This window comes from Streptomyces sp. NPDC087901, from assembly GCF_044742205.1.
Lineage (GTDB): Bacteria > Actinomycetota > Actinomycetes > Streptomycetales > Streptomycetaceae > Streptomyces.
This window is the reverse complement of the sequence record NZ_JBIUUC010000015.1, coordinates 128,454-142,065: the sequence shown is the minus strand read 5'-3', so window position 1 is coordinate 142,065 and position 13,612 is coordinate 128,454. Positions and strand designations below refer to the sequence as shown.

The 13,612-nt window shown below is 71.3% G+C and carries 13 protein-coding genes; 3 read left to right on the top strand and 10 right to left on the bottom strand.

Annotated features, from left to right (window positions below; genetic code table 11):
* Positions 1 to 2: 2 nt before the first annotated feature.
* The gene (locus tag ACIOEW_RS33755) at positions 3 to 1,547 is read right to left on the bottom strand and encodes an MFS transporter (protein ID WP_401968668.1); all 1,545 of its coding nucleotides are present in this window, start codon (positions 1,545 to 1,547) and stop codon (positions 3 to 5) included.
* Entirely contained in the window at positions 1,544 to 2,095 is a 552-nt protein-coding gene (locus tag ACIOEW_RS33750) for a TetR/AcrR family transcriptional regulator (RefSeq protein ID WP_362549661.1), read from the bottom strand. The genes ACIOEW_RS33755 and ACIOEW_RS33750 overlap by 4 nt, the downstream gene beginning before the upstream one ends.
* Before the next feature lie 85 nt (positions 2,096 to 2,180).
* Between ACIOEW_RS33750 and ACIOEW_RS33745 the strand changes: the two genes are divergently transcribed.
* The gene (locus tag ACIOEW_RS33745; protein ID WP_362549664.1) at positions 2,181 to 2,702 is read left to right on the top strand and encodes an HAD domain-containing protein; all 522 of its coding nucleotides are present in this window, start codon (positions 2,181 to 2,183) and stop codon (positions 2,700 to 2,702) included.
* Between the two features lie 44 nt (positions 2,703 to 2,746).
* On the opposite strand, the gene ACIOEW_RS33740 is transcribed toward ACIOEW_RS33745, so the two are convergent.
* The 3 genes from ACIOEW_RS33740 to argH form a co-directional block, all read right to left on the bottom strand.
* Positions 2,747 to 3,637, bottom strand: a complete 891-nt coding sequence (locus ACIOEW_RS33740; protein WP_401968665.1) for a sigma-70 family RNA polymerase sigma factor — start codon at positions 3,635 to 3,637, stop codon at positions 2,747 to 2,749.
* A 78-nt stretch (positions 3,638 to 3,715) separates the two neighbouring features.
* On the bottom strand, positions 3,716 to 4,687 hold the full coding sequence (locus ACIOEW_RS33735) for an aldo/keto reductase (RefSeq protein WP_362549670.1): 972 nt from the start codon (positions 4,685 to 4,687) through the stop codon (positions 3,716 to 3,718).
* Positions 4,688 to 4,752: 65 nt separating this feature from the next.
* Complete coding sequence (gene argH / locus ACIOEW_RS33730) at positions 4,753 to 6,186, bottom strand: argininosuccinate lyase (protein ID WP_362549673.1); 1,434 nt, start codon at positions 6,184 to 6,186, stop codon at positions 4,753 to 4,755.
* 368 nt (positions 6,187 to 6,554) lie between these two features.
* Here argH and ACIOEW_RS33725 point away from each other — a divergent pair, with 368 nt between their 5' ends.
* The gene (locus ACIOEW_RS33725) at positions 6,555 to 7,148 is read left to right on the top strand and encodes a pyridoxamine 5'-phosphate oxidase family protein (RefSeq protein ID WP_401968662.1); all 594 of its coding nucleotides are present in this window, start codon (positions 6,555 to 6,557) and stop codon (positions 7,146 to 7,148) included.
* A 93-nt stretch (positions 7,149 to 7,241) separates the two neighbouring features.
* Positions 7,242 to 7,940 carry a L,D-transpeptidase gene (locus tag ACIOEW_RS33720; protein ID WP_401968660.1) on the top strand — a complete coding sequence of 233 codons (699 nt, stop codon included), beginning with the start codon at positions 7,242 to 7,244 and terminating at the stop codon, positions 7,938 to 7,940.
* Between the two features lie 2 nt (positions 7,941 to 7,942).
* Here the strand turns inward: ACIOEW_RS33720 and ACIOEW_RS33715 are convergent, their stop codons facing one another.
* Genes ACIOEW_RS33715 through argC form a run of 5 tightly spaced genes read right to left on the bottom strand, consistent with a single transcriptional unit; the run spans position 7,943 to position 12,788 of the window.
* Complete coding sequence (locus ACIOEW_RS33715) at positions 7,943 to 8,479, bottom strand: arginine repressor (RefSeq protein WP_362549682.1); 537 nt, start codon at positions 8,477 to 8,479, stop codon at positions 7,943 to 7,945.
* A gap of 10 nt (positions 8,480 to 8,489) precedes the next feature.
* The gene (locus tag ACIOEW_RS33710; protein ID WP_362549685.1) at positions 8,490 to 9,701 is read right to left on the bottom strand and encodes an acetylornithine transaminase; all 1,212 of its coding nucleotides are present in this window, start codon (positions 9,699 to 9,701) and stop codon (positions 8,490 to 8,492) included.
* On the bottom strand, positions 9,698 to 10,612 hold the full coding sequence (argB, locus tag ACIOEW_RS33705) for an acetylglutamate kinase (protein ID WP_362549688.1): 915 nt from the start codon (positions 10,610 to 10,612) through the stop codon (positions 9,698 to 9,700). Before argB ends, ACIOEW_RS33710 begins: the two co-directional genes overlap by 4 nt.
* Positions 10,609 to 11,763: a bifunctional glutamate N-acetyltransferase/amino-acid acetyltransferase ArgJ gene (argJ, locus tag ACIOEW_RS33700; protein ID WP_401968656.1), complete on the bottom strand. Its 1,155-nt coding sequence runs from the start codon at positions 11,761 to 11,763 to the stop codon at positions 10,609 to 10,611. Before argJ ends, argB begins: the two co-directional genes overlap by 4 nt.
* Positions 11,760 to 12,788 (bottom strand): N-acetyl-gamma-glutamyl-phosphate reductase, encoded by a 1,029-nt coding sequence (gene argC, locus ACIOEW_RS33695; protein ID WP_362549694.1) that lies wholly within the window; start codon positions 12,786 to 12,788, stop codon positions 11,760 to 11,762. The genes argJ and argC overlap by 4 nt, the downstream gene beginning before the upstream one ends.
* Between the last annotated feature and the right edge of the window lie 824 nt (positions 12,789 to 13,612).

The window sequence follows — 13,612 nt, the reverse complement described above, 5'->3', positions numbered from 1 at the left end:
TCTCAGTCGTGCACGATGCCTTCCTCCAGCTCCTCACCGCGCAGTAGGAACCAGGCGGCGACCGCCGTCGCCAGCAGGACGACCGCGCCGATGGCCGAGGCGGCCCCCAGCCCGTCGACAAAGGCGTCCTGGGCCGCTGAGACCAGGGTCGTCGCCTGCTCCTCGGGAAGCACCTTGGCCGCCTCGACCGCACCGCCGAGTGACTCGTGGGCCGCCGTCGCGACGTCGGGCGGGGTTCCCGCGGGTGCGGTGAAGTCCTGGTAGACGCCGGTGACGATGGAGCCGAGCAGGGCGATGCCGAGAGCGGCGCCGAGCTCGTACGCCGTTTCGGAGACCGCGGACGCGGAGCCCGCGTGCTCCTTCGGGACGCTGGAGAGGATCACGTCGGAGGTGACCGTGAAGGCGAAGCCCGCGCCCACGCCGACGACCAGCAGGAGTGCGCCGATCAGCGGATAGGCGGTGTCCTTGTGGACCGCGGCGACCGCGGCCAGCGCCAGACCGATCCCGGCGAGACCGCCGGCCACCACGGACCGCACGGAGAAGCGGCGGGCGGTGGTTCCGGCCAGCAGGCCCGCGGTGACCGCGCCGATGGCCGCCGGCAGTTCGGCGAGTCCGGCCTCCAGCGGTCCGCGTCCCTGGACCAGTTGCAGGAACTGGGAGAGGAAGAAGACCAGGCCGGAGAGGCCGAGGATGGTCAGCAGGTCGGCGAGGACCGCGCCCGAGAAGCCCCGGTGGTGGAAGAGCCGCATGTCGAGCAGTGGTGCGGGCAGCCGGAACTGCCGGCGTACGAACCAGACCAGCGCCGCCAGGCCCCCCAGACCCGACAGGGCGACCTCCCAGCTTCCGCCGTGCGCGGCGAGCTCCTTGATGGCGTAGACGACCCCGATCATGCCGACCAGCGAGAGCAGCACGCTCACCAGGTCCCACGGTCCGGGGGCGGGATTCTTGGACTCGGGGATCATCTTGATCCCGACCACGACGAGTACCGCCATGACCGGCACGTTGATCAGGAAGACGGAGCCCCACCAGAAGTGCTCCAGGAGGAATCCGCCGACGACGGGCCCGACCGCCGCACCGGCCGAGGCCATTGCCCCCCAGATGCCGATGGCGAGACTCCGCTCGCGGGCGTCGTGGAAGAGGTTACGGATCAGGGCGAGGGTGGACGGCATCAGAGTGGCGCCGGCGACGCCGAGCAGGGCCCGCGCCAGGATCATCATCTCCGCCGAGTTCGCGTACGCGTTGAGCACCGAGACCGCGCCGAAGGCGGTGGCACCGCACAGCAGCAGTTTCTTACGGCCGATGCGGTCGCCGAGGCTGCCCATCGAGACCAGGAGTCCGGCGATGACGAAGGAGTAGACATCGCCGATCCAGAGCAGCTGCGTGCCGGTCGGTTCGAGGTCCTCGCTGAGGAACGGGGTCGCGAGGCCCAGCACGGTGGCGTCGATGGCCACCAGCAGCACCGCGAGCACGAGCACGGACAGCGCGATCCACCGCCCGGGGCGGTACAGCTCGGGCGCGGGCTCCGGGTGCTGTTCGACGCTGCTCATTGCTCCACGCTCCGGCGTGCGCCGCCGAGCAGCAACTCGACGATCATGTACGGGAAGTCCTGTGCGGCCACCCGGCCCGCCTGAACGGCCCACGCGGCGCTGCTGATGAGCCCGTAGAGCGCTTCGGTCAGCCAGGCCGGGGTCAGGTCGATGCGGATCTCGCCGCGCTCCTGGCCGCGCCGGAAGAACGCGGCCACCCGGGCGTCCAGCCGGTCCCACCCGTCGTTCTGCCCATCACCCTCGAAGAGCTGATTCTCGGTCACGAGGAAAGAGAGCAGCCCGGCGCTCGGCTCGATCGCGGCGACGAAACGGCGCAGCGCCTCCTCCGACGTACCCTCGTCCAGCACCGCGGCGTCCAGGGCTGCTCCGAACTCCTGGATCCCCAGCTCCTCCAACGCCCTGACCAGGGCGTCCCGTCCGGCGAAGTGCCGGTGCAGGGTGGCCCGACCGATGCCGGCGCCTTTGGCGACCTCGTCCATGGTGGCCGTCGATTTTCGGGTCAGCAGGGCAGCGGCGCTGCGCAGCACCTGCTCACGATCAAGAGTCATGAGACGACACTAACCCATTTGAGACATCAATGTCTCACTGGAAAAGGTCTCGCGCCGCCCGCCGGGAGCGGAGGAGCATGGCGGCATGAAGCCGCTGCTGCTGATCGACATCGACGGTCCGCTCAATCCGTACGCAGCACTCTCCCGCCGCCGCACGCCGGAGGGATACACCAGGCACCTCATGCGGCCGACAGGGTGGACCGCCGGCCCGGCGCTGCCCGTTCTGCTCGACCCACGGCACGGCGAGGAACTGCTCGCGCTGGCCGGCCGCTACGAGCTGATCTGGGCGACCACCTGGAAGGACGAGGCCAACGAGTGGATCGGGCCGCACCTCGGGCTGCCCCCTCTCCCGTACATCGACTGGCCGGACATGCACGGTGCCGCACCGGCCGGGACGTACTGGAAGACGCAGTACGTCGTGGAGTACGCGGCCGGGCGGCCGTTCGCGTGGGTCGACGACGAGATCACCGAACGGGACCGGGCGTGGGTCGCGGAACACGGGGCGGGCGGGGAGAGCCTGCTGCTGCAGATCGATCCGCGGGTCGGGCTGGAGCGGCCCGACTTCGACGCGCTGGCGGCGTGGGCGGACGGACGGGGCAGCGGCTGACCCGTGCCCCGACGCGTCCCGCTCCGCTCAGCCGTCGGCCCCGCTCAGTCGTTGAGGAGGATCAGGTCGATCCCGGGCAGCTGCCCGGGATCGTTGATCACGAACAGCTCGACGACCTTTCCGCGCTCGATCGTGAACCGCATGACCGAGAAGTGCTGCCCCTCCCCCGTCGAGACGACGGCCGGGGCGCCGTCGACCAGCGCGAACTGTGCCGACCGGGCGAACGGGGCGAACATGAGCGCCTGCCGGGCCACGTTCGCGGCCCCGCGCACGAGCGAGGCGGCACCGGCCGCGCCTTCCGACCGGGCCACCACATCCGGGTCGAGCACGGCGACGAGCGCGTCGAAGTCGCCGCTGCGGGCGGCGGCGAGGAAGGCATCGACGACCTCCCGGCGGCGGGCCGCGCCGGGGTCGGGCACCGGGTCGACGCCCTGTACCCGGCGGCGGGCCCGGCTGGCGAGCTGCCGGGCGGCGGCCGGGGTGCGGTCCACGATCCGGGCGATCTCGTCGAAGGGCACCGCGAACATGTCGTGCAGCACGAAGGCCAGGCGCTCGGCCGGGTCCAGTGTTTCGAGCACGACGAGCAGCGCGAGGCCCACCGAGTCGGCGATCAGCGCCTGCTGTTCCGGGTCGGCACCCGGCTGCGGGCCGAGGACACGGCCGGGCTCGTGCGCATCCGGCGTGCCGGACTCCAGGGGTTCCTCGCGGCGGGAGCGGCGCGAGCGCAGGATGTCCAGGCAGACCCGGCCGACCACGGTGGTCAGCCAGCCGCCCAGGTTGCCGATGGCCGCACTGTCGGAGCGGCCGAGGCGGATCCAGGCCTCCTGGACGGCGTCCTCCGCCTCGCTGTCGGAGCCGAGCATCCGGTAGGCAACCGCCTTGAGATGGGCCCGGTTCACCTCGAAGCGTGCCGCCAGGAACTCGTTTCCGTCCACAGCCGTCCTCCTGCGTCGTGTGCCGTCACCACCCTGACGTACCGGAGCCGTCCGCTGTGACAGGAGTGCGGGAAGGGATCAGCTCCACGGGAGCGACGCGCGGTGCCGCCAGTACGCCTCCGGCTCCTCCACCAGCGCGTCCAGCCCGGCCCTGCGCTCCTCGTCGAGGTCGAGGACGGCCGCGTGGAGGTTGCCGGCGAGCTGGCCGACGGTCGCCGCACCGGAGAGCACGACCCCGGCCCAGGGCTGGTGCAGCACCAGCGCCAGTGCCACCGCGTCGCTGCCCAGCCCCTCCTCGCCGGCGATCTCCCGCATCACGGCGGGAGCCTCCGTACCCGCGAGCCGTCCGTTGGCCATGGCCTCCTTGACGATGACGGTGAGCCCCGCGGCATGGGCCTCGGCTAGCGCCGGCCCGGCCGAGGTCTCCAGCGCGTTGTAGGTGGCCTGGACCGTACGGAAGAGGGGTTCGCCGTCCACCGTGACGGTGAGGGCGGCCCGGATCGCCTCGGCCTGGGCCGGTCCGCTGGTGGAGAGACCGACGCTGACCCCGCCGGCGGCGAGCTCGGCGAGCCGGGCGTGGAGTTCCTTGTCGGTGAGGGCCGGGCTGTCGGGGGTCACCGAGTGGATCTGGTAGAGGTCGAGCCGGTCGCCGAGCAGGGCGCCGGTCTCGGCGCGCTGGCGGTCGAACGTGGCGAGGGTGTGGTCCTTGACCTCGTGCGCCTCGGCGTCGACGCTCCAGTCGGCGGTGTAGGTGTAGCCCCACTTGCTCCCGACGACGACGTCGCGGACCTCGGGCCGGGCGGTCAGCCAGTCGGCGAGGAACTCCTCGGAGCGGCCGTAGGAGCGGGCGGCGTCGAAGTAGCGGACGCCCTGCGCGTAGGCAGCGTCGAGCAGTTCGTGCGTACGGGCGCGCAGCGCGTCGACGGTGCGCTCGCCGGGCAGGTCGCGCTCGCGGTGGAGGTTGATGTAGCCGGGCCTGCCGACCGCTGCCAGGCCCAGCCCGATGTGGGCGGTCGGGGTGGTCGCTGTGGTCAGGCGGGCGAACGGCATCGCGGGCTCCTCGTGGTGGGCAGGAATCTCGACTACCCCCAACGTAGCCCGCGATGCCCGTCCGGCTACTTGCGGGCCGCCGCCCAGGTGTGCTGCGTCGCCAGGTCCGCCTTGACCTCGGTCAGCTGGACGGCGACCGCCGAGGGCGCCGTGCCACCGCGGCCGTTGCGGGAGGCGAGCGCACCGGCCACGTTGAGGACCGTCCGGACCTCGGGGGTGAGGTGCTCGGAGATCTTCGCGAACTGCTCGTCGGTCAGTTCGTCGAGCTCGATGCCGTGGCTCTCGCACTCCTTGACGCACTCGCCGGCGACCTCGTGGGCCACGCGGAACGGCACACCCTTCTTGACCAGCCACTCGGCGATGTCGGTGGCGAGCGAGAAGCCGGCCGGGGCCAGCTCCTCCATGCGCTCACGGTTGACGGTGAGGGTGGCCATCATCCCGGTGAAGGCGGGAAGCAGGACTTCGAGCTGGTCGCAGGAGTCGAAGACCGGCTCCTTGTCCTCCTGGAGGTCGCGGTTGTAGGCGAGCGGCAGGGCCTTGAGCGTGGCCATGAGGCCGGTCAGGTTGCCGATGAGCCGGCCCGACTTGCCCCGCGCCAGTTCGGCGATGTCGGGGTTCTTCTTCTGCGGCATGATCGAGGAGCCGGTGGAGAAGGCGTCGTGGAGGGTGACGAAGGAGAACTCCTTCGTGTTCCAGATGATGATCTCCTCGGCGATCCGGGAGAGATTGACGCCGATCATCGCGGTGATGAACGCGAACTCGGCGACGAAGTCCCGTGAGGCCGTGCCGTCGATGGAGTTGCCCACCGAACCGCGCTCGAAGCCGAGGTCGGCGGCAACCGCCTCGGGGTCGAGCCCGAGCGAGGAGCCGGCAAGGGCGCCGGATCCGTACGGGGAGACCGCGGTCCGCTCGTCCCACTGCCGCAGCCGCTCCGCGTCCCGGGACAAGGACTGCACATGGGCCAGGACATGGTGGGCGAAGAGCACCGGCTGGGCGTGCTGGAGGTGCGTACGGCCGGGCATGGCCACGTCCGCGTGCGCCTCGGCCAGGCCGACGAGGGCGTCCTGGAGCTCGGCGATCAGACCGCCGATGACGCGGGCGTGGTCGCGCAGGTACATCCGGAAGAGCGTGGCGATCTGGTCGTTGCGGGACCGCCCGGCCCGCAGCTTGCCGCCGAGGTCCGGACCGAGCCGCTCCAGCAGCCCGCGCTCCAGGGCCGTGTGGACGTCCTCGTCGGCGATGGTTCCGGTGAAGGAGCCGTCGGCGACATCGGCTTCCAGCTGGTCGAGCCCGGCGGTCATCCGCTTCAGCTCGTCCTCGGTGAGCAGGCCCGCCTTGTTGAGCACGCGCGCGTGGGCACGGGAGCCGGCGATGTCGTACGGCGCGAGCCGCCAGTCGAAGTGGACGGACGCGGACAGCCTGGCCAGCGCCTCGGCCGGGCCGTCCGCAAAGCGGGCGCCCCAGAGACGTACGTCGCCGTTGCCGTTGCCGTTGCTCACTGCGTGCTCCTAGGAAGAACCAGGGGGTTGGATGTGCGACCGCTTCCCCGTGCGAGTGCAGCACACTCGGTCACGGATGCCTGCTCACGGCGCGATCCACTGTGCAGCCACTGCCGCAATCACTAACTGGCATAACTATGCGGTCCTCTGTATGTTTTGTCAAAGCTGCGCAGGGCGCCCCGTGAGCGGACCCTGTGCCGCCGCCGGATCGGCACGGGCAGGCTCTCCCGGGAACGGCTGCCCGAGCGGAAGGTGCCCGGTGCGGGTGGCGGCCCGGCGACGCGACCACTCCGGGCGGCCGGGCACTTCCGTCCCACCGGCTGAAATCCCACCCCGCACCCCGGGCGTCGGAGCGGATAATCCGCCCCATGGGAAAGACGTATGAACGCATAGGCGGAAGGCTGCGCACCTTCATCGAGGCGCAGCCCATCTTCTTCACCGCCACCTCCCCGCTGGACGCCGGTGGCACGGTGAACCTCTCGCCCAAGGGGGTCAGCGGATCGTTCGCCGTCCTCGACGAACAGACCGTGGCCTACCTCGACTTCGCCGGGAGCAACGCCGAGACGGTCGCCCATCTCCGCGAGAACGGGCGCATCACGCTGATGTGGTGCGCCTTCCAGGGACCACCGAACATCGTGCGGGTCCACGGCCGCGGTGAGCCGGTGTTCCGCGACGACCCCCGGTTCCCGGAACTGCTCGGACGGTTCGACGGGGTCGACCCCTCCCTGCACGGGCTGCGGGCGATCATCGTGGTGACGGCCGAACTGATCCGGGACACCTGCGGATACGGCGTCCCCTTCATGTCGTACGACGAGGACCGCTCGCTGCACGGGCAGCGCTTCGCACGGGAGGACGACGCCTCGCTCAGCGCCTATTTCGAGAAGAAGGAGCACATCGCCACCAGCATGGACGGGCTGCCGGGGCTGCCGCTCCCGCTGCCGGTCATGCCGCCCTCGCCGTAACGCCGCCGTCCCTCGGGGCGAGGACGTGAGCGACTGGGCCGTACGGCGCAGGTGCGCGGGTGACCCGGGAGCGGCGGGTCTACGGTCCGGGGCATGCGCAGACTTCTGGTGACCGGTTCGGTCCTGCTCGCTCTCGCCGGGCTGCTCGGGGCCCGCCCCCCGGCGGTGCCGCTGCCCCTGCGAATGGCCGGAACGGGCGGCGGCAGCCAGCTCATCACGGCCGTGGCTTCCGGGACCGCCGCCACCACGGGCACGGTCACCTGGTGGAGTCTGCGCGCCGGGCGCTGGGTGGCGGCCGGGTCCGCGCCCGCCCGCTTCGGGGCCAACGGGCTGGCCGAGGGGGCATCGCGCAAGCAGGGAACCGCCACCACGCCCACCGGGCTGTACAGCCTGCCGTACGCCTTCGGGGTGAAAGCGGCCCGGCCCGGCACGCGCTACCCGTACCGCAGGGTCGGTGACCGGTCGTGGTGGTGCCAGGACAACGCGGCGCGCGCCTACAACCGGTGGACGGAGCCGCGGTCCGCCGACTGCCGGGTGGCCGAGGCCGAACACCTGATCACGTATCCGACGCAGTACGCCCGGGCCCTCGTCATCGGGTTCAACTACGACAGGCCGGTACGGGGCCGGGGCGCCGGGATCTTCCTGCACGTCAACGGGCGCGGCGCGACCGCCGGCTGTGTCTCCGTGCCGGCGGCCGCGATGGACCGGATCCTGGCCTGGGCCGATCCGGCCCGCCGTCCGCATCTCGCGATCGGGACCCTTTCGGGTCCGGCCGCGATCACCCGTTACTGACCTCAGCGCTCGTTCTGTGCGAGCCGCAGCAGATGGTCGGCGAGCGCCTGCCCACCGGCGGGATCGCGGCTGATCAGCATGAGCGTGTCGTCGCCGGCGATGGTGCCGAGGATGTCGTGCAACTCGGCCTGGTCGATCGCCGAGGCGAGGAACTGGGCGGCGCCGGGTGGCGTACGCAGCACCACCAGGTTGGCCGAGGCCTCCGCCGAGATCAGCAGTTCGGAGGAGAGGCGGCGCATCCGCTCCTCCTTGGCGGACCCGCCCAGCGGCGCGTGCGGGGTGCGGAATCCGCCCTCGCTCGGCACCGCGTAGATCAGCTCGCCACCGGTGTTGCGGATCTTCACCGCACCCAGCTCGTCCAGATCCCGGGAGAGCGTCGCCTGGGTGACGCTCAGCCCGTCGTCCGCGAGGAGCTTGGCCAGCTGGCTCTGCGAGCGCACCGGCTGCCGGTTCAGGATGTCCACGATCCGGCGGTGGCGTGCGGTGCGGGTCTGCGGCACGGACGGCCCGCCGTGCTCGGAATCCTGCGCCTCGGTCATCGTCGTCGCCTCATTCTCCGGTCTGTCCCTCTCCGGATCGTCCGTCCCCGTATGCCGCGTCGAGGGCACCGGGCAGCGCCTGGAGGAACGCGTCCACCTCCGCCTCCCCGATGATCAGCGGCGGCATCAGCCGTACGACATCGGGGGCGGGCGCGTTCACCAGGAGTCCGGCTCCCTGAGCCGCCTGCTGCACCTGGGGCGCGAGGGGCTCGGTGAGCACGATACCCAGCAGCAGTCCGGAGCCGCGTACGTGGGAGACGAGGGGGTGCCCCAGGCCCTCCACGCCGTCGCGGATCCGCTCGCCGAGCCGCTTCACGTTGTCCAGCGCGCCGTCGGCGGCCAGGGTGTCCAGGACCGCGAGTCCGGCGGCGCAGGCGATCGGGTTGCCCCCGAACGTCGTGCCGTGCCGGCCCGGGCCGAGCAGATCGGCCGCGGCGCCGAACGCCACCGTGGCGCCGATCGGCAGCCCGCCGCCGAGCCCCTTGGCGAGGGTGACCAGATCGGGCTCCACGCCCTGGTGGGCCTGGTGCTCGAACCAGGTGCCGCACCGGCCGATCCCGGTCTGCACCTCGTCGAGGACGAGCAGGGTTCCGGTGGCCCGGGTGATCTCCCGGGCCGCCTCCAGATAGCCCTTGGGCGGGACGACGACACCGTTCTCGCCCTGGATGGGCTCGATGATCAGCAGCGCGGTGTCCGTGGTCACCGCGGCCCGCAGCGCCTCGACGTCCCCGTACGGGACGTGCGTGACGTCGCCGGGCAGCGGGACGAAGGGCTCGCGCTTCTTGGGCTGGCCGGTGAGCGCGAGGGCCCCCATGGTCCGGCCGTGGAAGCCGCCGTCGGTGGCGACCATGTGGCCGCGGCCGGTCAGCCGGCCGATCTTGAACGCGGCCTCGTTGGCCTCGGCGCCCGAGTTGGAGAAGTAGACCTTGCCGGTCCGGCCGAAGAGCTGGAGCAGCCGTTCGGCGAGGGCGACGGGCGGCTCGGCGATGAAGAGGTTGGAGACATGGCCGAGGGAGGCGATCTGGGTGGAGACCGCCTCGACGACCGCGGGGTGGGCGTGGCCCAGCGCGTTCACCGCGATGCCGCCGACGAAGTCGAGGTACTCGGTGCCGTCGGCGTCCCACACATGGGCGCCTTCGCCGCGGACGAGGGGAAGCCGGGGGGTGCCGTAGTTGTCCATCAGCGCGTGCTGCCAGCGCTGTGTGAGTTCCTGGTTGCTCATGACTCCCCCGGTGTTCCGGTCGTTGCGTCGGGCACGACCATCGTGCCGATTCCTTCGTCGGTGAAGATCTCCAGCAGGATCGAGTGCTGGACCCGGCCGTCGATGACGCGGGCGGTCTCCACGCCGTTGCGTACGGCGTGCAGGCAGCCCTGCATCTTGGGCACCATGCCGCTGGAGAGTTCCGGCAGGAGCTTCTCCAGCTCGGTGGCGGTGAGGCGGCTGATCACGTCGTCGCTGTTGGGCCAGTCCTCGTAGAGGCCCTCGACATCGGTGAGGACCATCAGCGTCTCGGCGCCCAGCGCGGCGGCGAGTGCGGCGGCCGCGGTGTCGGCGTTGACGTTGTAGACGTGGTTGTCCTCCGCCGAGCGGGCGATGGAGGAGATGACGGGGATGCGACCGTCGTCCAGCAGCGCCTGGATGGCCCCGGTGTCGATCGCGGTGATCTCGCCGACCCGGCCGATGTCGACGGCCTCGCCGTCGATCACCGGGCGGTGCTGGATCGCGGTGATGGTGTGGGCGTCCTCACCGGTCATGCCGACGGCGAGCGGGCCGTGCTGGTTGAGCAGGCCGACGAGCTCGCGCTGGACCTGTCCGGCCAGCACCATCCGTACGACGTCCATCGCCTCGGGCGTGGTGACGCGCAGCCCGGCCTTGAACTCGCTGACCAGGCCCTGTTTGTCGAGCTGGGCGCTGATCTGCGGGCCGCCGCCGTGCACGACGACGGGCTTGAGGCCGGCGTGCCGCAGGAAGACGACGTCCTGGGCGAAGGCCGCCTTCAGCTCCTCGTCGATCATGGCGTTGCCGCCGAACTTGATGACGACGGTCTTGCCGTTGTGCCGGGTCAGCCAGGGCAGTGCCTCGATGAGGATCTGCGCCTTCGGGAGTGCGGTGTGCTTCCGCGCGGCGCTCATGAGCTGTACGCGCTGTTCTCGTGGACGTAGTCCACGGTGAGGTCGTTGGCCCAGATGACGGCCGACTCGGTGCCCGCGGCGAGGTCGGCGGTGATCTTGACCTCCCGGTAGCGCATGTCGACGAGGTCGCGGTCCTCGCCGACTCCCCCGTTCTTGCAGACCCAGACGTCGTTGATGGCGACGTTCAGCTGATCCGGCTCGAAGGCCGCCTTCGTCGTGCCGATCGCGGACAGCACCCGGCCCCAGTTGGGGTCCTCGCCGTGGATGGCGCACTTGAGGAGGTTGTTACGGGCGATGGAACGGCCCACCTCCACGGCGTCGTCCTCGGTCGCGGCGTTCACGACCTCGATGCGGATGTCCTTGGAGGCGCCCTCCGCGTCACCGATCAACTGCCGGGCGAGATCGTCGCAGACGGCCCGTACGGCCTCCGCGAACTCCCCCTGCTCCGGGGTGATTCCGCTGGCCCCCGAGGCCAGCAGGAGCACGGTGTCGTTGGTGGACATGCAGCCGTCGGAGTCGACCCGGTCGAACGTGGTCCGGGTCGCGTCGCGCAGCGCGGCGTCGAGCGCGGGGGCGGCGACGTCGGCGTCGGTGGTGAGGACGACGAGCATCGTGGCCAGGCCGGGGGCGAGCATGCCCGCGCCCTTGGCCATGCCGCCGACCGTCCAGCCCTCGCCGCCGAAGACGGCCGTCTTGTGGACGGTGTCGGTGGTCTTGATGGCGATGGCGGCCTTCTCGCCGCCGTGCTCGCTCAGGGCCGCCGCGGCCTTCTCGATGCCGGGGAGCAGCTTGTCCATGGGAAGCAGCAGACCGATGAGCCCGGTCGAGGCGACGGCGATCTCACCGGCGCTGTGGCCTTCGAGGACCTCGGCCGCCTTCTCGGCGGTGGCGTGGGTGTCCTGGAAGCCCTGCGGTCCCGTACAGGCGTTGGCGCCACCGGAGTTGAGGACGACGGCGGTGACCTCGCCGCCCTTGAGGACCTGCTCCGACCAGAGGACGGGAGCGGCCTTGACACGGTTGGAGGTGAAGACGCCCGCAGCGGCGCGACGGGGACCGTTGTTGACCACGAGGGCCAGGTCCGGGTTACCGCTGTCCTTGATCCCGGCGGCGATGCCCGCCGCCGAGAATCCCTGTGCTGCCGTGACGCTCACGGTGCGACTCCGATCGTGGAAAGACCCGTGTCCTCGGGAAGTCCGAGGGCGATGTTCATGCTCTGCAGGGCACCACCCGCGGTGCCCTTGGCAAGGTTGTCGATGGCGCTGATCACGATGACCCGGCCCGCCGCCTCGTCGTACGCGACCTGGATCTGGACGGCGTTGGAGCCGTACACGGCGGCGGTCGCGGGCCACTGCCCCTCGGGGAGCAGATCGACGAACGGCTCGTCCGCGAAGGCCTTCTCGTACGCGGCGCGAAGGGACTCGGCACTCACGCCCGGCTTCGCCTTGGCACTGCACGTGGCGAGGATGCCGCGGGGCATCGGTGCGAGGGTCGGGGTGAAGGACACGGTGACCGGTTCACCGGCGGCGGCGCTGAGGTTCTGGATCATCTCCGGCGTGTGCCGGTGGACACCGCCGACGCCGTACGGCGACATGTTGCCCATCACCTCGGAGCCGAGCAGATGCGGCTTGGCCGCCTTGCCCGCACCCGAGGTACCGGAGGCGGCGACGATCACGGCCTCGGGCTCGGCGAGCTGCGCCGCGTACGCCGGGAAGAGGGCGAGCGATACGGCGGTCGGGTAGCAGCCGGGAACCGCGATGCGCTTGCTCCCCGCCAGCGCGGCACGCCGACCGGGCAGCTCGGGCAGGCCGTAGGGCCAGGTCCCGGCGTGTGGCGAGGCGTAGAATTTCTCCCAGTCGGCGGCGTCCTCGAGCCGGAAGTCGGCCCCCATGTCGACCACGAGCACGTCGTCACCGAGCTGCTCCGCCACTGCGGCGGACTGCCCGTGCGGGAGGGCGAGGAAGACCACGTCGTGCCCGGCGAGCACCTCGGCGGTGGTCGGCTGGAGCACCCGGCCGGCCAGTGGCCGCAGATGCGGCTGCAGGGCGCCGAGCGGCTGGCCCGCGTTGGAGTTCGCGGTGAGGGCCCCGATCTCGACCTCGGGGTGGACCAACAGAAGGCGGAGCAGCTCCCCGCCGGCGTATCCGCTCGCCCCTGCCACTGCTGCACGTACCACCATCGAAATCCTCCTCGTCGATGGCATGACTATACGCATCTCTGCACTTTTATGCAAAGAGATGCGATCATCCGGACGGGAGCCTCGCGCGACCGAGAGCCCCGCTCGGCGGACATGCGCGCCGGCTGGCGAAAATGAACATGTAACACCGCGCAACGGCGACGTAACCAGATCCAGGCCTCAGGGGTGCGGATCTTCGCCCGGAGCGCTTCACCGGCCCCTTACCCACAGTCGCCTCGCCGGCCTCCGGCAGCCCTTCGCCGGTGAGATCACCGCCGAGCGCGGGGGCGCATCGGTGAGATCGCCGCCCAGTACCGGGGCGCGGGCGCAATCCCGCCGACCCTTGCTTCCGGGGTTGACCGCGGGGGCCTCGCGGAGTAGCGGCTCGGCCGCGGGGCGCGACGGTCACGAGGGCGGGGCCCGCCCCACCGTCCGGGCGGGTCTCACGTTCCTGCCGGGCGGGGGCCGAAGGCGCCGGCACCTTGGACCCGCCCGCCCTCCCGGCGGCCGGCCGGCCGCCGCGCGAAGGCCTCCATTCCGATATGGGGCCGGACTCCCGCGACACGGGCGAGTCGCACGCCGCACCCTGCCGTTCACCGCGGCGGCGGCCACATCATGGCGATGCGTCACCAGCGGGCCATGACACGGACCTCGGACGGCCGTGGCCACCGCCTGCCGGGCCGGCGCCGACAGGTAATTAGAGAGGGCGTCAAGGATGCCCGGCACACTCAACCGGAATTGGACTTCCGCACCAGGATTCAGCGGCCGGCCCCACCCACGGCCTATCTAACCGGAATTGACCCCGCCACCTGGGTTCAGCGGCGGGG